This window comes from Ruegeria sp. YTSA072 (genome assembly GCF_059610285.1).
The window spans coordinates 454,449-479,329 of record NZ_JBXWNI010000002.1 but is presented as its reverse complement, the minus strand read 5'-3'; the positions used below and the strand labels follow the sequence as shown (position 1 = coordinate 479,329).

27 protein-coding genes are annotated in these 24,881 nt (G+C 57.3%); 13 read left to right on the top strand and 14 right to left on the bottom strand.

Features of this window, described 5'->3' with window-relative positions:
• Nucleotides 1-8: 8 nt before the first annotated feature.
• Together AC2FIB_RS06590 and AC2FIB_RS06585 are read left to right on the top strand one after the other, a co-directional pair.
• Nucleotides 9-461 (top strand): Lrp/AsnC family transcriptional regulator, encoded by a 453-nt coding sequence (locus tag AC2FIB_RS06590; RefSeq protein ID WP_058273360.1) that lies wholly within the window; start codon nt 9-11, stop codon nt 459-461.
• Nucleotides 462-576: 115 nt separating this feature from the next.
• The gene (locus tag AC2FIB_RS06585; RefSeq protein ID WP_109312215.1) at nt 577-1,152 is read left to right on the top strand and encodes a PA14 domain-containing protein; all 576 of its coding nucleotides are present in this window, start codon (nt 577-579) and stop codon (nt 1,150-1,152) included.
• Nucleotides 1,153-1,193: 41 nt separating this feature from the next.
• On the opposite strand, the gene AC2FIB_RS06580 is transcribed toward AC2FIB_RS06585, so the two are convergent.
• Nucleotides 1,194-2,153 carry an L-malyl-CoA/beta-methylmalyl-CoA lyase gene (locus AC2FIB_RS06580; protein WP_496726994.1) on the bottom strand — a complete coding sequence of 320 codons (960 nt, stop codon included), beginning with the start codon at nt 2,151-2,153 and terminating at the stop codon, nt 1,194-1,196.
• 295 nt (nt 2,154-2,448) lie between these two features.
• Between AC2FIB_RS06580 and dgcN the strand changes: the two genes are divergently transcribed.
• From dgcN to AC2FIB_RS06565, 3 genes are all read left to right on the top strand, one after another.
• Entirely contained in the window at nt 2,449-3,450 is a 1,002-nt protein-coding gene (gene dgcN / locus AC2FIB_RS06575) for an N-acetyltransferase DgcN (protein WP_108861347.1), read from the top strand.
• Between the two features lie 74 nt (nt 3,451-3,524).
• Nucleotides 3,525-4,490: an N-acetyl-D-Glu racemase DgcA gene (gene dgcA / locus AC2FIB_RS06570; RefSeq protein ID WP_496841834.1), complete on the top strand. Its 966-nt coding sequence runs from the start codon at nt 3,525-3,527 to the stop codon at nt 4,488-4,490.
• An 11-nt stretch (nt 4,491-4,501) separates the two neighbouring features.
• Nucleotides 4,502-5,362: a D-amino-acid transaminase gene (locus tag AC2FIB_RS06565; RefSeq protein ID WP_496733637.1), complete on the top strand. Its 861-nt coding sequence runs from the start codon at nt 4,502-4,504 to the stop codon at nt 5,360-5,362.
• 43 nt (nt 5,363-5,405) lie between these two features.
• Here AC2FIB_RS06565 and AC2FIB_RS06560 read toward each other — a convergent pair whose 3' ends face one another.
• From AC2FIB_RS06560 to AC2FIB_RS06550, 3 genes are all read right to left on the bottom strand, one after another.
• Entirely contained in the window at nt 5,406-5,720 is a 315-nt protein-coding gene (locus AC2FIB_RS06560; protein WP_109312219.1) for a DUF1244 domain-containing protein, read from the bottom strand.
• Nucleotides 5,721-5,797: 77 nt separating this feature from the next.
• Nucleotides 5,798-6,037 carry a DUF6868 family protein gene (locus tag AC2FIB_RS06555; RefSeq protein ID WP_058273353.1) on the bottom strand — a complete coding sequence of 80 codons (240 nt, stop codon included), beginning with the start codon at nt 6,035-6,037 and terminating at the stop codon, nt 5,798-5,800.
• A gap of 67 nt (nt 6,038-6,104) precedes the next feature.
• On the bottom strand, nt 6,105-6,842 hold the full coding sequence (locus AC2FIB_RS06550; protein ID WP_496733639.1) for an N-formylglutamate amidohydrolase: 738 nt from the start codon (nt 6,840-6,842) through the stop codon (nt 6,105-6,107).
• A 132-nt stretch (nt 6,843-6,974) separates the two neighbouring features.
• On the opposite strand from AC2FIB_RS06550, the gene pyk reads away from it, so the two are divergent.
• From pyk to rplT, 5 genes are all read left to right on the top strand, one after another.
• Entirely contained in the window at nt 6,975-8,420 is a 1,446-nt protein-coding gene (gene pyk / locus AC2FIB_RS06545) for a pyruvate kinase (RefSeq protein ID WP_058273351.1), read from the top strand.
• Nucleotides 8,421-8,664: 244 nt separating this feature from the next.
• Nucleotides 8,665-9,102 carry a universal stress protein gene (locus tag AC2FIB_RS06540; RefSeq protein ID WP_058279007.1) on the top strand — a complete coding sequence of 146 codons (438 nt, stop codon included), beginning with the start codon at nt 8,665-8,667 and terminating at the stop codon, nt 9,100-9,102.
• Between the two features lie 14 nt (nt 9,103-9,116).
• Complete coding sequence (locus AC2FIB_RS06535; RefSeq protein WP_496733641.1) at nt 9,117-10,667, top strand: alanine/glycine:cation symporter family protein; 1,551 nt, start codon at nt 9,117-9,119, stop codon at nt 10,665-10,667.
• Between the two features lie 182 nt (nt 10,668-10,849).
• Complete coding sequence (rpmI, locus tag AC2FIB_RS06530) at nt 10,850-11,050, top strand: 50S ribosomal protein L35 (protein WP_010443552.1); 201 nt, start codon at nt 10,850-10,852, stop codon at nt 11,048-11,050.
• Between the two features lie 14 nt (nt 11,051-11,064).
• On the top strand, nt 11,065-11,430 hold the full coding sequence (rplT, locus tag AC2FIB_RS06525) for a 50S ribosomal protein L20 (protein WP_058273348.1): 366 nt from the start codon (nt 11,065-11,067) through the stop codon (nt 11,428-11,430).
• Nucleotides 11,431-11,562: 132 nt separating this feature from the next.
• Here the strand turns inward: rplT and AC2FIB_RS06520 are convergent, their stop codons facing one another.
• The 3 genes from AC2FIB_RS06520 to AC2FIB_RS06510 all read right to left on the bottom strand — a co-directional run bounded on the left by AC2FIB_RS06520 (nt 11,563) and on the right by AC2FIB_RS06510 (nt 14,577).
• Nucleotides 11,563-12,381: a DUF2189 domain-containing protein gene (locus AC2FIB_RS06520; RefSeq protein ID WP_496733643.1), complete on the bottom strand. Its 819-nt coding sequence runs from the start codon at nt 12,379-12,381 to the stop codon at nt 11,563-11,565.
• Between the two features lie 174 nt (nt 12,382-12,555).
• Nucleotides 12,556-13,017 carry a hypothetical protein gene (locus AC2FIB_RS06515; protein WP_496733658.1) on the bottom strand — a complete coding sequence of 154 codons (462 nt, stop codon included), beginning with the start codon at nt 13,015-13,017 and terminating at the stop codon, nt 12,556-12,558.
• 162 nt (nt 13,018-13,179) lie between these two features.
• Nucleotides 13,180-14,577, bottom strand: a complete 1,398-nt coding sequence (locus tag AC2FIB_RS06510; protein ID WP_282120879.1) for an aminotransferase family protein — start codon at nt 14,575-14,577, stop codon at nt 13,180-13,182.
• Nucleotides 14,578-14,795: 218 nt separating this feature from the next.
• On the opposite strand from AC2FIB_RS06510, the gene AC2FIB_RS06505 reads away from it, so the two are divergent.
• A complete protein-coding gene (locus AC2FIB_RS06505; protein ID WP_496733665.1) occupies nt 14,796-16,424 on the top strand; it encodes an acyl-CoA synthetase in 1,629 nt (542 codons plus the stop codon).
• Here AC2FIB_RS06505 and AC2FIB_RS06500 read toward each other — a convergent pair.
• The 7 genes from AC2FIB_RS06500 to hmgA form a co-directional block, all read right to left on the bottom strand.
• Entirely contained in the window at nt 16,421-16,762 is a 342-nt protein-coding gene (locus AC2FIB_RS06500; RefSeq protein WP_496727006.1) for a DOPA 4,5-dioxygenase family protein, read from the bottom strand. The two genes, AC2FIB_RS06505 and AC2FIB_RS06500, sit on opposite strands and share 4 nt — an antisense overlap.
• A gap of 87 nt (nt 16,763-16,849) precedes the next feature.
• Nucleotides 16,850-17,488: a maleylacetoacetate isomerase gene (gene maiA, locus AC2FIB_RS06495; protein WP_496733666.1), complete on the bottom strand. Its 639-nt coding sequence runs from the start codon at nt 17,486-17,488 to the stop codon at nt 16,850-16,852.
• A 19-nt stretch (nt 17,489-17,507) separates the two neighbouring features.
• Nucleotides 17,508-17,705, bottom strand: coding sequence for a DUF2783 domain-containing protein (locus AC2FIB_RS06490; RefSeq protein ID WP_200833234.1), 198 nt, complete (start codon nt 17,703-17,705; stop codon nt 17,508-17,510).
• Nucleotides 17,706-17,710: 5 nt separating this feature from the next.
• On the bottom strand, nt 17,711-19,321 hold the full coding sequence (locus tag AC2FIB_RS06485; protein ID WP_496733667.1) for an FAD-dependent oxidoreductase: 1,611 nt from the start codon (nt 19,319-19,321) through the stop codon (nt 17,711-17,713).
• 137 nt (nt 19,322-19,458) lie between these two features.
• Entirely contained in the window at nt 19,459-20,409 is a 951-nt protein-coding gene (locus tag AC2FIB_RS06480; RefSeq protein WP_496733668.1) for an MBL fold metallo-hydrolase, read from the bottom strand.
• A gap of 10 nt (nt 20,410-20,419) precedes the next feature.
• Entirely contained in the window at nt 20,420-21,676 is a 1,257-nt protein-coding gene (gene fahA, locus AC2FIB_RS06475; protein WP_496733670.1) for a fumarylacetoacetase, read from the bottom strand.
• Nucleotides 21,677-21,698: 22 nt separating this feature from the next.
• Complete coding sequence (hmgA, locus tag AC2FIB_RS06470) at nt 21,699-23,054, bottom strand: homogentisate 1,2-dioxygenase (protein WP_496733671.1); 1,356 nt, start codon at nt 23,052-23,054, stop codon at nt 21,699-21,701.
• Between the two features lie 57 nt (nt 23,055-23,111).
• Here hmgA and AC2FIB_RS06465 point away from each other — a divergent pair, with 57 nt between their 5' ends.
• Complete coding sequence (locus tag AC2FIB_RS06465) at nt 23,112-23,564, top strand: MarR family winged helix-turn-helix transcriptional regulator (RefSeq protein ID WP_058273337.1); 453 nt, start codon at nt 23,112-23,114, stop codon at nt 23,562-23,564.
• Nucleotides 23,565-23,624: 60 nt separating this feature from the next.
• Nucleotides 23,625-24,869: an adenylate/guanylate cyclase domain-containing protein gene (locus AC2FIB_RS06460; RefSeq protein ID WP_282120813.1), complete on the top strand. Its 1,245-nt coding sequence runs from the start codon at nt 23,625-23,627 to the stop codon at nt 24,867-24,869.
• The last annotated feature ends 12 nt before the right edge of the window (nt 24,870-24,881 follow it).

The window sequence follows — 24,881 nt, the reverse complement described above, 5'->3', positions numbered from 1 at the left end:
CACAATCAATGGCGAAAATTGACCACATAAATCAGCAAATATTGCGAGAACTTTCGCAAGACGGCCGCATCAGTAATCTGGATCTGGCGGACCGGGTGGGGTTGTCTCCTTCTGCCTGCCTGCGCCGCGTGCAGGAGCTGGAGCGTTCGGGTGTAATCTCGGGTTACCGCGCAGTCCTGAACCCATCCGAGATTGGCGTCGGATTTGTCGCCTATATCGGCGTTGGGCTGGGAGAACATACCAAAGCTGCACAGGAAGGGTTCGAACGCGCCCTACAACGTGTGCCGGAAGTGGTCGAATGCCACAATATCACGGGGACCATCGAATACCTGTTGCGCGTGGAATGCGCGGACTTGCCTTCCTACAAGACATTCCACACCGAAGTTCTGGGAACACTGCCGCATGTGACGTCGATCACGTCTTATGTGGTGATGGATTCACCCAAGGATATGCGCGCCTGACGTTGGAATTGTGATCTTCAACCGGCTTGCCGGGTGAATTTTCACAGCCTAGTGTCTTCTCAAGGACCTGATCGAAGGGGAACAACCCCAACAGGCCACACACAGGGAGAAGATAATGAAATTTGTTCGCATTGGAGCGCTGATAGCAGCTGCGGCGTTTATCGCCAGTTCAGCAGTGGCCGCGCCGCTCAAATTGCAGCCCGCCAGTCCGCAACCCAGTCCAAAAGCGGGATTGAATGTAAAATATGTGGGAACTGGTACTCAGCGCAAAATCCGCAACCTCACTCATGCCAAGCAGTTGCTGCCTAAGGCTCAGCCGGGGCAGCCGCTGATCGGTTTGGATTATAGGGATACAAACGAAGGCGAGGATGTTTTGACATTCGACCACCACTATAATGTCGCCGCAGAAATCACCGGTTACATGCGCTTTGACTCACCGGGGGTATACGAGTTGGAGACATGGTCAAACGATGGGATCGATGCCTGGGTCGGCGGGCAGCAGATCGGCAAAGTCAATAGTATTCAGGGGTGTGAGGCCAATCAACGAACCGAAGTAGAGGTGCCGAAGGCGGGTTGGTATCCGCTGAAGATAATCTATTTTCAGAAGCTCGGTACATCTTGCCTGATGATGAAGTCAGGAAAAAAGGGTGAGCGTTTTACATGGACGCCTAACGACGTCTTTGGCCGGTAGGCCCCAATAAGGCGCCCCTAAGGGCGCCTTATTCAATTAGATCAGCTCGCGGCGATCAATTCGGCCTGCGCCACGATCACCTCGGCCTGTTTGATCGAGGCGATGTCGACCAGACGGCCTTTGTAAACGGTTGCGCCTTCGCCATTGGCTTTGGCCTGCTCCATCGCAGCCAGGATTTCGCGTGCCTCGGACACGGCTTCGTCCGACGGGGTGAAGACCAGGTTGGCCAACGCGATCTGCTTGGGGTGGATCGCCCATTTACCAACCATGCCCAAGGTAGCCGAACGTTTCGCTTGCGCGATGTAACCTTCGTCGTCTGAGAAGTCGCCAAAGGGTCCGTCCACGGGCAGAACGCCATGTGTCCGGCATGCCGCAACAATGGCAGCCTGCGCCCAATGCCACGGATCGGACCAATGCTTTTCGCCTTCGCGCAGCATGTAATAGTTTTCTTGCGTGCCGCCGATACCGGTGGTCTGCATCCCCATCGAGGCTGCAAAATCTGCTGCACCCAGGCTCATCGCTTGCATGCGCGGAGACGAGGCCGCGATCTCTTCGACATGGGCAACGCCAGCTGCGGATTCGATGATCACCTCAAAGCTGACGGGCTTTGTGCGGCCCTTGGCGCGCTCGATGGCGGTGACCAGCGCGTCAACGGCGTAGACATCTGCCGCGCAGCCGACCTTGGGGATCATGATCTGATCCAGCCGGTCGCCGGCTTGTTCCAGCAGGTCCACCACATCGCGGTACCAATAGGGTGTGTCCAGCCCGTTGATGCGCACGGACATGTATTTGTTGCCCCAATCGACGGTGTTCAGCGCTTCGATTACATTTGCGCGCGCGGCGTCCTTGTCCGACGGCGCGACCGAGTCCTCAAGGTCGAGGTTGATTACGTCAGCGGCCGACGCGGCCATTTTCGGGAACAGCTTGGTGTTTGATCCCGGTCCGAACAACTGGCAACGGTTGGGGCGCGCGGGAGCGGCGGGTTGGATGCGAAAGCTCATCTGGACCTCGTGCGAGAAAGGAAATTACGATTTTCTTGCCTCATGGGGTATTAAATTGCGCAAGCCATAGCAAGCATCTTTGTGCAGGTGCGGCAATGCAATCGCAGCAATTGCCGCAATACTGGGTCAAAACAGCGATTAAAGTTTAATCGCTTTAAAAACTTGAAAGATTAGTGCGCTACTTAAAGGAATGGCGCAAAAATTTCCCACGTGACGGGGCGTTGTCAGGCGAAAACGCGAAACACTCGTGGAAATCGTCCCCTAGATTGCGCCAGAATCAAAGGAGTGAACCGCAATGATCGAGACACCGTACCTGCTGTTTTTGGGCGATGCGCCCGACCAATTGGCGGCCAAAGTGGCAGTTGGCATTAAGGACTGGCGTCCTGAAAATGCCGTCGGCCAGTACCGTATGGAAGGTTGTAAGGCTGATTTGGGCCTGACCGACATGTCCCTGACCGAAGCGAAAGAAGCCGGCGCCAAGACGCTGGTCATCGGCGTGGCCAACCGTGGCGGCGTGATCAGCCAGGAATGGAAGAAAGTTCTGGTGATGGCGCTCGAGGAAGGATTTGACCTCGCCTCGGGCCTGCACAACCTGTTGTGTGACGAACCCGATCTGGTTGCCGTTGCCGAGGCCACTGGCCGCAAGCTGCACGATGTTCGTGTGCCATCGGTCGAGTATCCGATTGCAAATGGTATCAAGCGCAAAGGTAAGCGCTGCCTGGCCGTTGGCACCGATTGCTCGGTCGGTAAGATGTATACTGCGATGGCAATGGATGCCGAAATGCGCGAGCGCGGCATGAAGTCGACCTTCCGCGCAACCGGTCAGACCGGCATCCTGATCACCGGGGACGGCGTGCCATTGGACGCGGTCATCGCGGATTTCATGGCGGGTTCGGTCGAATGGCTGACACCTGACAATGATGATGACCACTGGGATCTGATCGAAGGGCAGGGGTCGCTGTTCCACGTGTCTTATTCCGGTGTGACCATGGCGCTGATCCACGGCGGCCAGCCCGATGCGCTGATCCTGAGCCACGAACCGACCCGAGAGCATATGCGCGGGCTGCCGACCTATCAGTTGCCGACACTGGAAGCGTTGCGCGACACGGCGCTGGCACTGGCAAAGGTCGCGAATCCGGCATGTGAGGTCGTTGGGGTTTCGGTTAACACTCAGCATATGTCCGAAGAGGACGCCACCGCATACCTGGCCAAGGTTGAGGCGGAAATGGGCCTGCCTGCGACTGACCCGTTCCGCTTTGGTTCGGGTAAGCTGGTGGATGCGCTGGCCGCACTGTGATCTAAGCGGCGCGTCGGAGGCGGGCTTGTCCGCCTTCGGCGAGAGTATTTTGAAAAAGATGAAGGAGCTGGCGCGTGCAGGTAGAAGTTTCTCGTGACATGTTTCGGCTGGCGCAGGTTTTTACGATCTCGCGTGGGTCTCGGACCGAGGCCAGGGTGCTGACGGTTCGGATTTCTGACGGTACCCATCAGGGGTGGGGCGAATGCGTGCCCTATGCCAGGTATGATGAAACGCTGGATTCGGTCGAGGCCGAGATCGCAGCTTTGCCTGCTGAATTTACCCGCGACAGCCTGATGGACCTTTTGCCTGCAGGCGCGGCGCGGAATGCGGTGGACTGCGCCCTTTGGGATCTGGAGGCAAAACGCGCCGGAAAGCGCGCCTGGGATCTGGCCGGGCTGCCAGTTCCGGGACCAGAGATCACTGCGTATACACTGTCGCTCGATACGCCGGAAAAGATGCAGGCACAGGCTGCCGTCAACGCGCATCGGCCCTTGTTGAAGATCAAGCTGGGAACGCCGGATGACATGCCCCGGCTGGAGGCCGTGCGCGCAGGTGCACCAGATGCCACGATCATCGTGGACGCCAACGAAGGCTGGTCAGCGGCGGTTTACGCCGACCTTGCCCCACATCTGGTGCGTTTGGGTGTGGCCCTGGTCGAGCAGCCTTTGCCCGCCGGGGAAGATGACGCCCTGATTGGAATGGAGCGCCCCGTGCCGGTCTGTGCTGACGAGTCCTGTCATGATCGCACCAGCCTACCAGCGCTCAAAGGCAAGTATGACGTGGTCAACATCAAGCTCGACAAAACGGGCGGCCTGACCGAGGCCCTGGCCCTGCGCCAGCAGGCGCTGGCGGAAGGTTATCGCGTGATGGTCGGATGCATGGTTGGTAGCTCGCTTGCTATGGCGCCTGCGACACTGTTGGCACAGGGCGTGATGGTAACAGACCTTGACGGCCCGCTTCTGCTGGCCGAAGACCGCGATAACCCGCTGATTTTTGATGATGCCGGAGTGCACCCGCCCAAAGCGGACCTCTGGGGCTGAGGAGACAAGACATGACCCGCACCGTTTATGTAAATGGCGAATACCTGCCCGAGACCGAGGCCAAGGTGTCCATCTTTGACCGCGGTTTTCTGTTTGCAGACGCTGTCTACGAGGTTACCAGCGTTCTGGATGGCAAGCTGATTGATTTCGAAGGTCACGCCGTGCGTCTGAAGCGGTCTCTGGATGAGCTGGAGATGGCTGAGCCCTGCACCAAGGATGAACTGCTGGAAATTCACCGCAAGCTGGTGGAACTGAACGGCATCGAAGAAGGGCTTATCTACCTGCAGGTCAGCCGTGGATCGGATGGCGATCGCGATTTTGTATTCCCTTCTGTGGACACCAAGCCGAGCCTCGTGCTGTTCACCCAAAACAAGCCTGGCCTGGCCGATAGCCCAGCCGCCAAGAAGGGTGCTAAGATCATCTCGATCGAAGACATCCGCTGGGGCCGCCGGGACATCAAGACCGTTCAGCTGCTGTACCCATCGATGGGTAAGATGATGGCCAAGAAGGCTGGCTGTGACGATGCGTGGTTGATTGAGGACGGTTATGTGACCGAAGGCACCAGCAACAACGCCTACTACGTCAAGGACGGTAAAATCGTCACGCGCCCGCTGTCGAACGACATTCTGCACGGCATCACCCGCAAGGCCGTGCTGCGCATGGCGGCCGAGGCACAGATGGAAGTCGAAGAGCGCCTGTTCACCATTGATGAGGCGAAGGAAGCGGATGAGGCTTTCACCACTTCGGCCAGCGCGTTTGTCATGCCAGTGGTCGAGATTGACGGGGTTGCGCTGGGCGATGGTACACCGGGGCCAATCGCCAAGCGTTTGCGGGAAATCTATTTGGACGAAAGCCGCAAGGTCGCAATCTAAAGAAAAGGCCCGCCAGATTGGCGGGCCTCTTTCGTTTTGGGCGTCAACCCTTATTCGTTACATTCTCTTCGAACGCGACTTTGAAGGCGGCCTGTTTTTCCGGGCTGGCGTCGGTCTGGTATTTGGCTTTCCACTCATCCATGGTCATGCCGTAGAAAATTTGACGGGCTTCGTCCTTGCCCATCTCAATGCCTTTTTCGTTGGCTGCTTCCTGATACCACCGCGACAGACAGTTGCGGCAGAACCCGGCCAGATTCATCATGTCGATGTTTTGTACATCAGTTCGGTCCTCCATCAGATGCTGTTGCAAGCGACGGAATGCGGCGGCCTGAAGTTCGATTTCGGTTTGCTTGTCCATGGTCTGGCTCCGGATGACAGGAATGCGTGCTGTATGTGACCTAGCGGCCCGGGGGCGATGATTCAACAATCAGCGTATCAGGCCAGTTTCAAAGCCAGCCATGGGGTGATGCAGAAGATCAGCGTCAGGATCTTATAATTTGCCAGGTACCGGAAATAAGCCCGTTTCACTGCGGGGCGCTCCATCTGGAACATTTTGCCGTGAATGCCAGCGATCCAGTCCTGCAACAGCAAGATCATCATTGTGGTGAACAGCAGAACCGCGATGTTGAGCACGGCCATCCAGCCAAAGACGGACGTCAGAAATTCCTGAGTCATAGTGGCCTCCTTTACCCCTATAATATGGGGTCTGGGGTTGGCTCTCACAATGAAGTGAGGGCTTTTGTCACAAGCCGCTTTGGTCCAGCGCGTCCTGCAGGATGGGGGCTAGCCGCTCGGCCCATTCCCGCTGTCCCGCGTGTTCGGCAATCAGATCATTGCGCAGCTCGATCAGTGCGTTGGGGCGGCCAAAACTGGTACAGTGTTTGTCAATGGCATCACCGGGCAGCACGCCGGTATAGGGTTCATTAACGCCGACGCAAAGGTCACCTTCGGCCTCAAGGCGGTTGATCAACGGGCCCGAGAACCGTTCGTCCGGAGTATGCAAAACGCCGACATGCCAAGGGCGGGGATCACGACCCCTTAGTTGCCGTGTGAACGAGTGCATCGACACGATCACTGCATGCGGCAACGCGGCCATCTGCGCCAGCGCGTCATGATACGGGCGATAGCACATGTTCAAACGCCGCTCTCGTTCTGCCGCATCGGCGTGCCGGTTGCCGGGAATGATCGACCCGTCATAGAGCTTCATCAACAAGGTCGGATCATCCTCGCCGCGGTTCGGATCAATCACGAGGCGAGAAAAATTGGCTGCGATCACGGGCGCATTCAAAAGCTCACCCAGATGCTTTGACACCTCGTAGGCACCTACATCATAAGCGATGTGGCGTTCCATATCTTCGCGAGGCAGGCCAAGGTCGCCACCGTGGATGTCGGGCGGAACCAAGTTGGATGCGTGGTCGCATGTGATCAGCCAACGCGAGGGCCGATCCGCGCCGTGGATAAAAAATGGGGAATACGTCATAAGCCTGTCATCTAGTTTGTCGCAGGTTTAGGGCAGTTGCCTTGAAAAGGGAATTGCGCAATAAGCAGGCGGAGCAATGTTTGCGGTAACATTTGCGCCGAATCAAGAGAAGACGTTAGGAGAGCCAGATCAATGCGACGCCTGAGAAATGTGAAAATCGTGGCGACGCTGGGACCGGCGTCAAATGACTATGACATGATCCGCGCGCTGTACGAGGCAGGCGCAGACGTCTTCCGCCTGAATATGAGCCACGGCAGCCATGATGAGATCCGCGAACGCCACCGGATCATCCGACAGATCGAAAAAGACCTGGACAGGCCAATCGCAATTCTGGCCGACCTTCAAGGACCCAAGTTGCGTGTCGGGGTGTTCGCCAACGACGCAGAAGAACTTGAAGAAGGCGCGGCCTTCCGTCTGGATCTGGACCCTGCGCCTGGAGATATCAACCGCGTTTGTCTGCCGCATCCAGAGATTTTTGCCGCGTTGGAGCAGGGTGCGCGACTTCTAGTCAACGACGGCAAAATCCGTCTGACCGTGCAGGACTGTGGCCAGGATTTTGCCAATTGCACCGTTGAGGTCGGCGGTACGATCTCGAACCGCAAAGGTGTGAATGTTCCTGACGTGGTGCTGCCACTGGCAGCTCTGTCGGCCAAGGACCGTGACGATCTGGAATTCGTCTGCCAACTGGGCGTGGACTGGCTGGCGCTCAGCTTTGTGCAACGTGCCAAGGATGTGTTTGAAGCGCGCGCGCTGGCCGACGGTCGCGCCTCGATCCTATCCAAGATCGAAAAGCCTGCAGCGGTCGAGGCATTCGACGACATTCTGGATGCCTCTGACGGGATCATGGTCGCGCGCGGCGATCTGGGTGTCGAGCTTCCGGTGTCGGCGGTGCCCCCGATCCAGAAACGGCTGGTACGCAAATGCCGTGGGGCGGCTAAGCCCGTGATCGTGGCCACTCAGATGCTGGAAAGCATGATCGAAAGCCCGATGCCAACCCGGGCCGAGGTCTCGGACGTGGCGACAGCAATCTACGAAGGCACGGATGCGATCATGCTCAGCGCGGAATCGGCTGCGGGCACATATCCGATCGAGGCCGTGCAAACCATGAACAAGGTTGCAATCGAGGTCGAAGCCGACCCGACCTACACGCAGATTATCGCAGCGTCCCGGACGGCAAAGGGGACCACAATTGCCGATGGTATCGTTGCTGCCGCGCGCGAGATTGCAGAAAAAACAGATATCAAGGCGATTTGCTGTTTTACCCAAAGCGGCACCACCGCGCTGCTGACCGCCCGCGAACGTCCAGGCGTTCCGATCATCGCGATGACGCCAGCCACCGGAACCGCGCGACGTCTGTGTCTGAGCTGGGGCTGTCATTGCGTGATGACGCCCGAGCTTGAGCGGTTCAAAGGCGCTGTCGTCAACGCGGCCCGTGCGGCCCGTGCCGGTGGGTTCGCATCCGAAGCCGATCAGATCGTAGTGACTGCCGGTGTGCCTTTTAACGTCCCGGGAACGACCAATATTTTGCGCATCGCACCCTGTGATGAGCGGCTGATCTACAACACTGATCCCGGGTGACAGTTGCGATGCAGGGCCTTGAAAAGCTGGTATCAAACCGATACGCCTAAATTTTAGGCGAAAAAAGTACATCGATTTCAATGACATGCCGAAATAACGGATGTGTTTGGAAGATAACTCTCTGTTTTTGAGGGTTTTTCCGGGATACTCGGGCGCATGGGCGGTCCACTTAATAAGTTCCAGGTTCCGGCTGCCCTGCCGGGGGCACGGGTCCCGGCATAACCAAAATTATTGGAGGAACGTTATGACAACGAAAATTGTCATTGGACTGGACGGGACAGAAACCGGAGAACACGCCATCGCCTTTGCCAAAGATCTGGCTGGCCGAATTGGTACGTGTGAATTGCTGGTTGTTTATGTCATCGAATGGTCCCCATTTACTTTTCAGACCCCTGAAGAGAACGCATTGCGGCACAAGCGGCGAGAAGAAGAAATCGAACTTGCGACGAACCGGATTGTTACCCCGGCTGTCGAAGCCCTGACCGCAGATGGTTACACAGTGCAGGGCATCGTGCGTCATGGCGACGTGGCCGAAACTCTGAACGCAATCACCGTCGAGAATGGCGGTTCGCAGATCATCGTCGGGCGCGCCTCGGCCGATGGATTCAAGAAACGCTTGTTTGGCAGCTCGACCCAAAATCTGGTCATGCACGCCGATGTGCCAGTCACTGTTGTGAACTGACGGGAGGGATGAGAATGACTATGTTGAAACATCTCTGGCTGGCTGTAATCGCCGCCCTGATCGCCGCTCCTGCGATGGCGCAAGAGGCGCCCGGGCTGGACGACAAGATCAATCAGGCATTTGCCGATTTTACCGGGCCATTTGTCAGCTTTATTTTTGCGCCGTTTCCGGGAACCAGTTTCCCGTGGATCGTGGGTTGGCTGGTCGTCGCGGCGACTGTTTTCACGCTGTACTTTGCCTTTGTGCAGCTGCGGTTCTTTGGCCACGCGATCAGCCTTGTGAAAGGCGACTACTCCGATCCCAATGACGCGGGTGAGGTCAGCCACTTTCAGGCTCTGGCTACGGCACTGTCGGGGACAGTTGGTCTTGGTAACATCGCCGGTGTGGCGGTCGCCGTAGGCATTGGCGGACCGGGAGCCACCTTCTGGATGATTGTCGCGGGCCTTTTAGGCATGGCGTCGAAATTCACCGAATGTACGTTGGGTGTGAAATACCGCAACGAATACGAGGATGGCACCGTTTCCGGTGGCCCAATGTACTATATGTCCAAGGGCTTTGACGAGCTGGGCCTGCCTGGAGGCAAGATTCTGGCCGTCCTGTTCTCGATCTTCTGTATTCTGGGCGCGCTGGGTGGGGGCAATATGTTCCAGGCCAATCAGGCGCATCAGCAGATCGCGGGCATCACGGGCGACTATCCCGGATGGATCACAGGGGTTGTCTTTGCAATCATCGTGTTCCTTGTCATTGTGGGCGGCCTGAAATCCATCGCACGGGTGACCGAAAAGGTCGTTCCGTTCATGGGCATCCTGTATGTGGCCGCGGCATTGGTGATTATCATCATGAATGCTGATCAAATCGGCTGGGCGTTCGGCCAGATTTTCGCAGGTGCCTTCACCGGCCTCGGCGTCGCTGGTGGTATGGTTGGGGCACTGATCCAGGGCTTCCGGCGTGCCGCGTTTTCCAACGAAGCGGGCGTGGGTTCTGCGGCGATTGCGCACTCGGCTGTTCGGACCAAAGAGCCGATCACCGAAGGCTTTGTCTCGCTGCTTGAGCCGTTCATCGACACGGTCGTGATCTGTACGATGACGGCGCTGGTGATCATCATCACCCAGCAGCTGATCGTCGATCCGGAAACCGGCAAATACATGCTGAACGAAGCGGGTAATGCCATTGCAACAGTCGACGGTAACTCGGGCGTCAGCCTGACCTCGGCCGCTTTTGGTAGTGCCTTCAGCTGGTTCCCATATGTACTGGCGATTGCGGTGGTCTTGTTTGCGTTCTCGACCATGATCAGCTGGTCCTACTATGGCCTCAAGGCCTGGACCTACCTGTTCGGGGAAGGCCACACCAAGGAACTGATCTTCAAGGTCATCTTCTGCATTTTCGTTATCGTCGGGGCTGCGGCCAATCTTGGTCCGGTCATCGACTTCTCGGACGCGGCGATCTTTGCGATGGCGGTCGTGAACGTCTTTGCACTCTACTTCCTGATGAAAGTGGTACGTGAAGAACTGGCCAGCTATGCGAGCCGACTGAAGACCGGCGAAATCCGCAAATTCGAACACTAAATCAAACCACCGGGGCGGCCTTTGTCGCCCCGGTGCCTGATCAGGCTGTAAAAAGCGCAGATTCTGGTCCAAACCCCCTTGCCAGTATAGTCGAACTTGCGTAAACGGCGCTTCTGATCGCGTGACCGGCCGAGATGGCATGCCGAGTCGCGTCTGAAACCGAACCCCGAAAGGAGACGGAAATGCCTAAGATGAAGACAAAGTCGAGCGCCAAAAAGCGCTTTAAGGTGACTGCGACCGGTAAGGTCCTTGCTGGCCAGGCCGGCAAACGTCACGGCATGATCAAGCGGACCAAAAAGTTCATCCGCGACGCCCGTGGCAACACCACCCTGTCCGCCCCCGACGCCAAGATCGTCAAGGGCTACATGCCCTACGACCGCTAAGAGGAGATTAAGAGATGTCCCGCGTTAAAGGTGGAACCGTAACTCACGCCCGTCACAAGAAGGTTATCAAGGCCGCCAAAGGTTACTATGGCCGCCGCAAGAGCACCTTCAAGGTTGCCCGTCAGGCCGTTGACAAGGCCAACCAGTATGCAACCCGCGACCGTAAGAACCGCAAGCGCAACTTCCGCGCGCTGTGGATCCAGCGTATCAACGCTGCTGTGCGTTCGCATGACGAAGCACTGACATATTCCCGCTTCATCAACGGCCTGACCTTGGCCGGTATCGAAGTGGACCGCAAAGTTCTGGCCGACCTGGCCGTGCACGAACCGGAAGCGTTCGGCACGATCGTCGCCAAAGCTCAGGCCGCTCTGGCTGCCTGATCCTCGTTAAAGAGACAGTGAATGAAAGGCCGTCCCCATTTGGGGCGGCCTTTTTCGTTGATAGCCGAAAGCGAACTCAGCAAAGTTTCGGCTATGAAAAGCCCACCATGGCTATGGTGATACTCCGACGGATCACCCCCGCACTGGCGGTACCGCCCGCTGATAAAGATGCCATGTGGTGTGGCCAAGGATCGGCAGGGTGAAGATCAGGCCCAGAAACGCCGGAACCAGCGACAACAGCATGGTAACCGAGATGATCGCGGCCCAAGTGAGCATGACACCCGGGCTTTCCGCGACGACACGCAAAGAAGTCAACATGGCGGAAACAAAATTGGTTTCCCGGTCGAGCAGCATGGGCATGGCAACGACGGTCACCGAGAATAGTACGGCCGACAAAAATGCGCCGACGCAGGTGCCAATGGCAAGAAAAGTCCAGCCCTGAGGTGTGAAGAATACGGTATTCAAGAACCCTTCAAAATCCGAAAAGGATGCGTTCTGCAGGGTGATCGCCAGCCAAAGCCGGATCTGGTAAATCCACACCCAGAAAATAAACAGGGTGACAAAGGCCATCCACCCCAATTCGCGTTTACGTTGATTTGCCATCACGGTCAGGATTTCTGACCAGCCGAAACTCTCTCCGTTCTGCAACCGACGGGACATTTCATATAGCCCGGCGGCAGCGAAAGGCGCGACCAGCGGGAATCCAACAATGGCGGGAATAATCATCCAGATCTTGCCGAGCCAGACCAGGCTCCAAACCATCAGGATTCCGAAAACCGCATAGAACAGGCCGAAGAACCCACTCATGAAGGGGCGCGCCAGAAAGTCGGAAAACCCTGCCTTCAGCGACTCGGCGATATCACCTGTAGTTACTTTATTGACATGGGGCATGGCCGCTTGTTGCGGCGTCAGGTTGTCCGGTGGTGTGGACCCTGTAGTTTTGGATGCCATGACACACTCCTCTCAAAGAATGGTGTCGCGCTGGGCTGTCTGCCAACTGCCCAAGCAGTGAAGCAGACATCCTTCCCACTCAAAGTTTGCATCAGGGGAGTCATGAGAGCAAGAGGCAGTATGGCAACGGAAGTTAGGTCGTCGGACATTGCTTACTGGAACGAAAACACAAACCTATTTGCTTGGGTCTTTCTTCACCAACTGCGCCGCAAATGCCACGCCTGTGCCTGGACCTGCATAGGTGACCATGATTACGTCATCCAGATAAACACCGTTGAAAATTCCGGACGAGACATCGTCACCGGAAATCCCAGCCTCGGCCAAAACAAAGCGGGTGGGATCGTCCAGGCTAAAAGTGCCCATTGCCTCTTCGACGATCCAATCTTTGTCACCTATGCGCCTCCAGCGATTAGTTGCGGTGATCAAGTTGCCGTCCAGTTTGGTGATCTCCAACTCCATCTCAGTCTTCAACAGGCCTTTGTCGTGGTTGGGGTTCGACTTGGCGAAGGCCACCAGATAGGTGCCGTGCCAGGTGCCGACGATTTGGGGAAAGCCGCTGCCTTCATTGGCGCTGGAAGGGGTGGCGACCGCAAGGATGGCCACGGCGGCGAGGCTTCGGATGAGCTTGAGTACCATTGGAGACGTCTCCTGCATGGGGTGTGATAACCACAGGGTACTTGAGTTGGCGCATTTGACAAACCCGCGTGTGTAAACACAAAAAAACCGGCGCGGTGGACGCGCCGGTCTAAGTTCATCTGCCGTGATTGCATGGGTGGTTGCAGATATATTCAGTTAGGTTCAGCCGAATACACGACCCAGTGCGCCGTCGACCGCGTCAGTGATCTGGTCGATGTCGTCTGCCGTTGCAATCAGCGCGGGCGAGAAGCACAGCGTGTTGTTGCGGCTTGGGATCGAGCGGTTGGTGGCCCCGATGATGACGCCCTGCGCCATACAGTCGGCAACAACCGCCTGAACCTTTTTCTCGTCCATTGGCTCTTTGGTGGCCCGGTCGGAAACCAGTTCGGCACCTAGGAACAGACCCTTGCCGCGCACGTCTCCGATAACTTCGTGCTTATCCATCAGCGCCTGCAGGTTGCCCAACATCCGGTCGCCCATATCAATGCAGTTCTGCAGCAGGTTCTCGTCTTCGATGATGCGCATGTTTTCGATTGCCGCAGCTGGACCGGCGGTGCAGCCACCAAAAGTCGAGATGTCGCGGAAATAGCTCAGCGGGTCCGACATGTCGTCTTTGAACATGTCAAAGACTTCCTCGGTGGTGACCATGACGGCAATCGCCGCATAGCCCGAGGCAACGCCTTTGGCCATGGTCACGAAGTCCGGCTTGATCCCGTACTGCTGGTACCCGAACCAGGTGCCGGTACGGCCTACGCCGCAGACAACTTCGTCGATATGCAGCAGGATGTCGTACTTTTTGCAGATTTCCTGCACGCGTTCCCAGTAACCTTCGGGCGCTTCAATCACGCCACCACCGGCGGTCACAGGCTCAAGGCACAGCGCACCAACGGTTTCGGGGCCTTCGCGCAGGATCACCTCTTCGATGGCGTCCGCGGCTGCTTTGCCGAATGCCTCGCCGGACAGGTCTTCCAAGCCCAGCTCGTGCTTGCGGTATTCCATGCAATGCGGAACGCGGACAAAGTCTGGTGCGAACGGACCGTACTGCGCCGTACGCTCGTCCTGACCGCCTGCAGACATGGTTGCCAGGGTCGAGCCGTGATAGTCGCGGTCGCGGTACAGGATCTTGGTTTTTTTGCCGCCATAGCGCTTGTGCGCGATCTGGCGAACCATCTTGAACGCCTTCTCGTTCGCTTCGGAACCGGAGTTGGTGTAATAAACGCGGCTCATGCCCGGCATTTTGCTGATCAGCTTTTCAGCAAAGATCGAACCGGGGATAGACCCTGCGGTATTGGCGAAATAGCACAGCTTCATCAGCTGGTCGTGAACCGCCTTACAGATCGATTCGCGGCCATAGCCGACGTTAACGGTCCAGACGCCACCGGACACGGCATCCAGATGCTCCTTGCCGTTCTGGTCCCAGACACGCATGCCTTTGCCTTCGACAATGATCTTCGGATCGTTGCTTTCCAATGGCTTATGCTGCAGCAGGTGGTGCCAGATATGGGCGCGGTCGGCTTCGACCACGTGCGAGAGATCGTTTTCGTTGAACGTGCCGTCCATGACATGTCCTTTCAGAATGGCTGGGGCGCGGGCGGCGAAAAGGGCCATCCCGGCTTTGTGTTTTCGATGGCTCAGATCACCGCGAAAGCTCTGTCGGAGATAGGGCCAGATTGCACCATCCCGTAATTCCAGTCCATGGCCACGCCGTATTTTTACGGGTTTGTCAGAGGAACGACTTTGTGATCAATTCGCCGGAACCGCAGAGGGAGGGTCAGCAAATGACACAAGCCAGCATCTATGAGCGTCATTTGGACAAATGCCGGGCAAACTACACGCCGTTGTCGCCGCTGAGTTTTATCGAGCGGACAGCGCACATTTACCCGGATTATCCTTCCGTGGTTTACGGCGCGCGTCGCTATACTTGGGCTGAAACCTATGCCCGCTGCCGCCGGCTGGCAGGCGCATTGTCCGCCCGCGGAATCAGCACGGGCGACACGGTTTCAGTCATCGCGGCCAACATTCCGGAAATGTATGAGGCGCATTTTGGCGTGCCGATGGCAGGTGCTGTTCTGAATGCCATCAACACTCGATTGGACGCACCGATCATTGCCTTCATTCTGAATCACGCGGAATCCAAAGTCCTTGTGGTCGATCCCGAGTTCTCAGGCGTGGTCAAAGAGGCGCTGAAACAGGTGGATCACGATGTACTGATCGTCGATATCGAGGACCCGAGCTTTGACGGTGGTGAGAAGCTCGGCGGCCTGACCTATGACGCCTTACTGGCCGAGGGCGACCCTGAATTCAACTGGTCCTTACCCAAAGATGAGTGGGACGCGATCACGTTGAACTATACCTCGGGGACAACAGGCAATCCCAAGGGCGTCGTGTATCACCACCGGGGCGCTGCGCTGAACGCGCAGTCGGACCTGCTGGACTGGAACATGCCAAAGCATTCGGTCTATTTGTGGACCCTGCCAATGTTCCACTGCAACGGCTGGTGTTTCCCCTGGGCGATGGCCGCCAATGCGGGTGTTTCCGTCTGCCTGCGGGCCGTGCGGGACGAACCGATTTATGCGGCGTTCAGGGATGAGAAAGTCACGCATTTCTGCGGCGCGCCGATCGTTCTGAACATGCTTGCCAATGCGCCTGAACACCTCAAGGATTTCGATCATGAGATTAAGGTGATGACCGCCGGCGCACCGCCGCCCGCCGCTGTGATCGAAAGCATGGAAAACATGGGCGTTGAGGTTACCCATGTCTATGGATTGACTGAAACTTATGGTCCGTCGGTTGTCTGCGCCTGGAAGGATGAATGGAACGGTAAAGAGGCCGAAGACCGCGCGGCGCTGAAGGTCCGTCAGGGTGTGCGCTATACGGCCCTGTCGGGGCTGATGGTTGCGGATCCGGACACGCTGGAACCGGTGCCTGCCGATGGTGAGACGATGGGTGAGATTTTCATGCAGGGAAACGTTGTCATGAAAGGCTACCTCAAGAACGCCGACGCCACAGATAAGGCATTCCGAGGCGGATGGTTTGCCTCTGGCGATCTTGGGGTGATGCATCCGGACGGCTACATTGCGCTTAAGGACCGGTCGAAAGACATCATCATTTCGGGTGGTGAGAATATCTCATCCGTCGAGGTTGAGGATATCCTTTACAAGCACCCGGCGGTGATGGAGGCAGCCGTGGTCGCGCGCCCGGATGACAAATGGGGCGAAACGCCCTGTGCGTTCATCGAGCTGAAGCCCAATGCGCAGGCGACCGAGGTCGATATCATCGCATTCTGCCGGGATAATATGGCTCATTTCAAGGCCCCCAAGACCGTGGTGTTTGGCCCCTTGCCCAAGACCTCGACTGGAAAAATTCAGAAGTTCAAACTACGGGATCAGGCGCGGGCGCTGACTTAAGTGCTCACCTTGTCAAAGATCGACAGATCAAGAACCAGCATTTCACCCATCCAGATGGCCCGGTCCCGATGATCCGCCAGATGGTCGCCGGTTTCGGGGTGGGTGAAGATGGTCAGGCCCTGTCGGTTCAGCATTAGCCAAGGCATGACTTGATCGAACGCGTCCGGGCCAAAGCCCAGCTGGCAGCTCCATCGCGGGTGGGGGCCTACATTTTTGGCATGCATGCGCCCCATCTGTACGGGAAACAGATCGGCAACCTCTTCGCAGACCTGCTGGGCAATGGCTTGCGTGTTTGCGTCGAAATAGACATGGGCGTGATAGCCGGTGATCTCTGACATTGGGGCCTCTAGCATACGTTTCGAACAAGATATGGCGCTGCAAATGGTATTGCCACTCGCGCCGTCACACAGGCTCTGTGCGCCAGGTCAAGAGGGTGCGTGGATATCTGGGTGGGCTGCGGCAAAGGCTGGATGTTCGGCACAAGCGGTCTCAGCGCTTAGACTGCGCGGCAAATCCGATAAATCCACGTCCCAACGGCGCGCATTGTACATTTGCGGGACCAGACAAACATCGGCCATTCCGGGCTTGGTTCCGGTGCAATAGGGCGCTTGTTCAAAACCCTCGAGAAGCGCCTCAAAAGCCAGAAGGCCGGGGCGAATGAAATGGCGCATCCAGTCACCGGGCAAACCGTCAGCACCATCACTCAGCGCGGTCGCATACTGCGCGACGGACAAGTTGCAGACCGGATGCACATCAACCGCGATGGATTGCGCCAAAGCCAGCGCATGCGCCCGGGCCGCCGGTTCCGGAGGCAACAGTCCAAGGCCGCGAGTTTGGTCAAGGTAGTCGATAATGGCCAGAGATTGCGTCAACCGCAGCCCGTCAATCTCGAGCACGGGGACCAGCCCCTGTGGATTACGCGCCAAGTGGTGGTCGGACCTTTGTTCGCCCGCTGCCAGATCAACCGACACTCCGCGATAGGTGATCCCGGCCAGATTCAGCGCGATGCGCACCCTGTAGCTGGCCGAAGACCGCCAAAAGTCATACAACACCACGCCACTCATCATCGATCTCCTCAGTTCGTCAGGTGTCCTTCAGCGTGGCGGCTTTCAGGGCGCTAGACAATACGTTTGCATTGCCGATGTGATTGGCCAGGACCAGAACCAGACGTGCATTCAGGGCGTCACTGTCGGCTTTGACCAGGCCATCATGCGCCGCCACCAAATCGGCATAGAAACCGTCGGCATTTTCCAGATTGGGGGAAAGGATCAGATCGGTCATGTCGCTCACTCCTTACCGGTTGCCCGGCGGATCGCCTGCCGGAACGCGTTTTCTTCAAATGTGTCGCGACGGGCTGCAACGTGTTGGTCAGGCCGGATCAGGTACACCGCACCCGTGGCATCACCCAGATACCTACGCTTCAACTCCAAAGACAGGTCATCCTTGACCGACAGGGCCAGCCGCGTCGCCTGTACACCGCCCTCTTCGATACTGTCGGGTGCATCCGCATCTATCGTCAGCAGCGTGAATTTCCCGGCCAACTTGGGCAGCAGAAATTCATCACCCAAAGGCGCGTCCGGGCAGGCGGAACCGGGGCGCGTGATCTCTGGCCCGGTCAGAGCATCCGCAGAACTCAGCGATGATCCGGAATATGCGCATGGTGTGCTCAACCGGCCGGAATTGACCAGCGGGCGCGCAAACGCGTAGTGCTCGCTGAGGTCCAAAACCGCATCCCGCAAAAGGCGCGACATTTCTGATTTGGGCGTGATAAATTCCGTCGATAGGGTGGACATGCGGATGTTCTCATCCGCTGCTTCGACCCGCTCGCGGTTGTAGCTGTCCAGCAAAAGCTCGGGCGCTTCGCCGCCTATAACCATCTTTAGCTTCCAACACAGATTGTCTGTGTCCTGCAGGCCAGAGTTGGCCCCGCGCGCGCCAAAGGGGCTGACCTGATGAGCGCTGTCGCCAGCAAACAAAACGCGACCATGACGGAACTGCTCCATCCGACGGCATTGGAACGTGTAGATCGAGACCCATTCAAGTTCGAAATTGATCTCTTCGCCCAACATCGCCTTGAGCCGGGGGATCACGTTTTCAGGTTGTTTTTCCTGCTCGGGGTCGATGTCCCTGCCCAGTTGCAGGTCGATCCGCCACACGTTGTCGGGTTGTTTGTGCAGTAGGGCAGACTGTCCGCGATTGAACGGCGGGTCGAACCAGAACCAGCGTTCGGTCGGGAAGTCCGCCTGCATCACCACGTCAGCGATCAGAAAGTTGTCTTCGAATACGCGGCCTTCGAAGTCCAGGCCGAGCATGCGGCGGGTGGGCGAGTTCGCACCGTCACAGGCAATCAGCCAATCCGCCTCAACGTTATAGGGGCCTTCGGGAGTTTCGACTTCAAGCTTGACGTGATCGTTGTGCGTGCCGACGGCTTCGACCTTGTTCTGGCCGCGAATTTCAATCGGCGCGCCCTCGGCCTGCAATTCCCGTACCCGTTCAACAAGCGCTTTTTCAAAATAGTATTGTTGCAGATTGATGAAGGCGGGGTGCGCATAGCCCGCGTCGGGTTGCAGGTGAAACTCATAGACCTGACGGTTGTCAAAAAAGACTTTGCCGGCATCCCACAGCACACCCTTATCGACCAACTTACCCCCGGCGCCCAGACGGTCGGCGATTTCCAGAGATCGCTGTGAAAAGCAGATCGCGCGGCTGCCAAAACTAACCTTGTCATTGTCGTCCAGCACGACGACAGGAACCCCTTTCTGGGCCAGGTCAATGGCTGCGGCCAACCCAACCGGGCCGGCACCAATCACGATAACCTTGTGTCGTACCGAGCTTGCCGTGTCCTGATCCGGGCTGCGTTGATAAGCATAGAGTGGAACTTCGAAAATCTTGTTCATGGGCTCTCCCCCGATACTCAGGCGCCGTGGGCGCACTAGATCCCGCCCTCTGGCACATGTGCGCCAGAAGGCCTTGCCCTATGATTCCACCTATTTCCCCTGTGCAAAACGATCTGGATCAAGTTTGCTCGTCTTCTTCAGCCTTGCAGGGCCTCCCACATCTCAATATCTCGCTGGGCGGTCCAGATACGGGGCGTGTCGATACCGCGTGCTTCGTCATAGGCGCGGGCGACATTGAAGGGCAGGCAATGTTCGTAGATCGCGTAATCCGCGAATTTTGGATCGCATTCGGCGCGCACCGCGTCCCATGCCTCTTTCAGAGAACCGCCACGGGCTGCAACCTTTGCGGCGGGCCGATAGGTGCTTTCGACGAAGTCGCGTGTGTTTTCGATGGCTGCATTGACCATGTCCTTGCCGACCAGAGCGTCTCCGCGACCCGGTGCGATGGCATCAACGTCGAACCACTTGATTTCATCCAGCGTATCACCCCAATCGCTGAAATGCCCGTCGCCGCAATAACAGGCCGAGTGGTATTCGACGATGTCACCGGTGAACATGACATTCTGATCGGGTACGTGAATGACGATATCACCTGCGGTGTGTGCGCGGCCCAAATGCATAAGATCGACCCGGCGATTGCCCAGGTAAACCGTCATCGTGTCGCTGAATGTGGTGGTGGGCCAGGTCAGGCCGGGGATGCTTTCATGACCTTCGAACAGGCGGGGGAAACGCTGAAACTCACTGTCCCAGTCCTCTTGCCCGCGTTCAACGACCATGGCGCGCGCCATGTCGGACATGAGGATCTGTTGCGCACCAAAGGCGCTGGCCCCCAATACGCGGACTGCGTGGTAGTGGGTCAGCGCAACATGCGTGATCGGTTTGTCGGTCACGGATCGCACGCATTCGATCACCTTGTTGGCCAGACGCGGGGTCGCCTGCGCCTCGACAATCATGACGCTGTCATCGCCAATGATGACGCCGGAATTTGGATCGCCTTCGGCGGTGAAGGCATAAAGGCCCTCGCCAACCTCGGTGAAAGAGATCTTCTTTTCCGACATGTCCCCCTGGGACGCGAATGCCTTGGACATGATGAGTTCCTTATCGGGCGTATGGGTTTTCAAGGGCGGGCAGCAGGGTCCCGACACAGTCGCCAAACCCGATGGTGTAACCTTGGCCCTTGGCGGCACCTGTCAGGGTCAGTGTGTCACCGTCCTCGATAAATGTGCGGGTTTCACCGGTATCCAGCGTCAGCGGTTCCTTTCCACCCCAGCTGAGTTCCAGCAGCGAGCCCCGCTCTGGTTTTGTTGGACCGGAAATCGTGCCAGACCCAAGCAGATCGCCCGTGTTCATCGGGCAGCCCGAGGTCGAATGGTGTGCCAGTTGTTGGGCGGCCGAGTAGTACATTTCGTTGTAGTTCGTCCGGGCAATGACTGTGGCGTCCTTGCCGTCGGGCTCCATCGTGACCTCAAGATCAATGTCATATAGCATCGGACCGCAGTCTTTGATGTGATCCAATAACTCGAATTCACGCGCAGGCGTGTCGCAGCGGAAGGGTTCCAGCGCCGCCTTTGTCACAATCCACGGGCTGATCGAAGTGGCTGTGGCTTTGGCTTGAAACGGCCCCAAGGGTTGATATTCCCAGGCCTGAATATCGCGTGCGGACCAATCGTTCAGCAGAACATAGCCAAAGATGTTGTCGTCGGCCTCCTGAACCGAGATGGGTCCGTCCGAGGGTGTACCGACAATCGCGCCCATCTCAAGCTCGATGTCAAAACGGCGGCTAGGCAGAAAAGCGGGCATGTCATGATCGGGCGACTTGAGCTGACCCCAAGGCCGACGGATATCGGTGCCCGACACTACAACGGAAGAAGCCCGGCCGTTATACCCGATGGGGATATGCAACCAGTTCGGCGGCAGGGCATTTTCCGGTCCGCGGAACATGGTGCCAACGTTTTGCGCGTGGTGACGTCCGGCATAGAAATCGGTGTATTCGCTGACGGCGAAAGGCATGTACATTTCGGCGTCGATCTGGGCAATAAGCAACGGTTCAACCTGCGCCTGTTCCTCGGCGCCTTCGGCCAATAATGCGGTCAGGCGGTTGCGCAATGCAGCCCAGACGGCAGGACCTTCCTCCATCAGCGGGTTCCAGAAAGGCAGATCGAAGAGCGGCTCGTCTGCCAGTTCGATCAGGCCCCCTGCCTCGGCTGCGGTGACGTCCAGAATCATGTCGCCAATCGCCACGCCGCACCGCGGATCACCTCCTTCGGTCGAGAAAACGCCGTATGGCAGGTTGTTCAGGGGAAATGGGTGATCAGCCTCATTGGCCGAGGCCACCCAGGATTTCATTAATGGCATGTATTCAAACCTCTTTTGGGTGTCACTTTTTGCCCGGCGTGCCGTCGAACTTTTTCTCAAGCGACGTCCAGCAGTCGATGTATTCATCCTGCAACGGGGCTTCGTTGGCTGCAAATGGTGTCAGATGCTGCGGGAAACGGGTTTCGAACATGAAGGACATCGTGTTGTCCAGCTTGTCTGGCCCGAGGTTCGCGTTTGATGCTTTTTCAAACGCTTCCCGATCCGGGCCATGCGGCAGCATCATGTTGTGCAGACTCATGCCGCCCGGAACAAACCCCTGCGGTTTGGCATCGTACTGGCCGTAAATGTTGCCCATCAACTCGGACATGATGTTCTTGTGATACCAGGGCGGGCGGAACGTATCCTCGGCCACCATCCAGCGTTCGCGGAACAGGACAAAATCGATGTTAGCCGTGCCCGGTTGCCCTGAGGGCGCGGTGAGGACAGTAAAGATCGACGGATCGGGATGGTCGAATAGAATTGCACCGACCGGACAGTAGGTGCGCAGGTCATATTTGTAGGGCGCGTAGTTCCCGTGCCACGCCACCACGTCCAGCGGGCTTTGGCCGATCTTTGTGGTATGGAACTGCCCGCACCATTTGACCGTCACGGTCGAAGGCACCTCGCGGTCTTCAAACGCCGCCACCGGAGCCTTGAAATCGCGTGGGTTGGCCATGCAATTGGCCCCAATTGGACCGCGGCCGGGCAATTCGAACTTCTGGCCGTAGTTCTCGCAGACAAATCCGCGCGCCGGACCTTCCAGCACCTCGACACGGTACACAAGGCCACGGGGGAGAATGGCGATTTCCTTGGGTTCCAGATCAATGACTCCGAGTTCGGTCGCGAACCGCAGGCGACCTTCCTGTGGCACCACCAACATCTCGGAATCGGCCGAGAAGAAATAGTCATCCTCCATAGAGTCGGTGACCAGATAGATGTGGCTGGCCATGCCCACCTGCGTGTTCACATCCCCCGCCGTTGTCATGGTGCGCATACCGGTGAGCCATGTCAGCCCCTCATCGGAATGAGGCACTGCGTCCCAGCGGTATTGGCCAAGGCTGATCACGTCCGGGTCAACGCAGGGCGCGGATTTCCAATGTGGCAGTTCGATTTTTTCATAACGGTGCGAATGCTTGACCGACGGGCGAATGCGATAGCACCACGTGCGCTCGGGCGGATTGGCTGTAAAGGCCGTGCCGCTAAGCTGTTCACCATAAAGGCCGTAATTGCAACGCTGCGGGCTGTTCATGCCCTGCGGCAGCGCGCCGGGAAGGGCCTCGGTTTCAAAGTCGTTTCCAAAGCCGGGCATATAACCCGCATGCGTGCCACCGGGTGTGCTGGCTTGCGTCATTTTGTGCGGATCCGTCGGATGGTTCATCCCGTGTTCCTCCAATTGCTGCTTGTCGAGTAATAGTTGATTTTGTAACTAACAAGCATGACTCAGGACAAATCTGCCAAAAAAGATGACTTTGATCTGCAGGAATTCCTGCCGTACCTGCTGAACCGTGCAGCCGAAGAAAGCTCGCTGGAGTTTCAGCAGGTCTATAAGGACCGTTACGGGATGCTTCGCACCGAATGGCGCGTCTTGTTTCACCTGGGAAATTACGGCGAGATGACTGCGAAAGAAATCGGTGAGCGCGCCAAAATCCACAAAACCAAGGTCAGCCGCGCAGTTTCGAAATTGGAACAGCGCCGATACTTAGCCCGTAATCGCGACACATCCGACCGCCGGGTTGAACAATTGACGCTGACATCCGCAGGTCAGACGGTTTACAGGGATTTGCGCCTGGTGGCCGAGGCCTATGATTCAAAGCTTGCCGGCCTGTTTTCGCGGGACGAAGCGGAACTGTTGCGCAAAATGCTTCGGCGTCTGGCGCATATGGATTGACCACTGGTAATTCACCGCCGCAATTCCCAGATGAAGCCCAGAACAAAAATGGGACAAAACATGACGACCTTGGATGCCGATACGGCAAAATCAAGCGATCTGATCAACTGGCTGGTGGCGCGCGGGCTTGAGGGTGTCGAAAAAGAAGAACTGCTGGAAGAGTACTGCAATCGCCTGGTGGAACTGGGCGTTCCGCTGATGCGATTTCACGCGGCCCAATCGACCCTGCACCCGATTTATGGCGGAACCGGCTATAGCTGGTATTACGGCCAGGGCGGGGAATATCAAAAGTTCGAATACTCTGAACAACCCAGCGATCAATGGCGTGCTAGCCCTCTGTTTGCTGTTCTGAACGAAGGCGAAAGCGTTGTGCACGAACGGTTGGTGGATCAGAACGAACCAAGCCGATTTCCCTTGCTGAATGAACTGCGCGAACATGGCGCCACTGAATATTACGCGACGGGTGTGTCCTTTGACATTCCGACTCACAATCAGCCGAAGGACGCCAAAAAGGCGGTGAACGGTGTATTGTTGTCCTGGACCTCAAACGCGCCCGAGGGGTTCAAGGATAGCGATCTGGCGTTGATCAATACAGCCCTACCGCATCTCGGATTGGCTTTGAAATCTGCAAACAACCAGCGGATATCAAAGGACCTGATGCGCGTCTATTTGGGACGCGATGCCGGTCGGCGCGTTTTGTCCGGCGAGATCAGGCGCGGGTCGCTTCAGCAAATCGACGCAGTGATCTGGAACTTTGACCTTGAGGGGTTCACCAGCCTGTCCGAAGAGCTGCCGGGTGATGCCCTTATTGAGATGCTAAACGAGTATCTGGCCGCTGCGATAGACGTGGTCCACAAATGCGATGGAAGCATCCTCAAGTTCATGGGCGACGGGCTAATGGCCATGTTCGATGTGGGCGAGATCGATGCGGACGCGCGTGCGGCACTGGCTGCCGTCGGCGAATTGGAGGTATCGATGGCGAAACTGAACGCACAACGTTCTGCCGATGGCCTGCCTGTGTCGAACTATACGCTGGCGCTGCATGCAGGTGAGATTCTGTACGGCAATATCGGCTCTGAGAACCGCCTGGACTTCACCGTCATCGGCCCGACCGTCAACCAGACCGCGCGGATTGCCGGAATGCACCGGTCGCTGGGGCAACGGATCCTGATCTCGGACGATGTGGCAAAGGCTGCACGACCTGCCGCGTCAGAGCTGGTCTCTGTCGGTCGCTATATGCTGCGTGGAGTGCCGGAACCGAAAGAACTGTTTACGGTTTACAAGGCGAATGACGCACGGGATTGAGTTTGCGTTTCG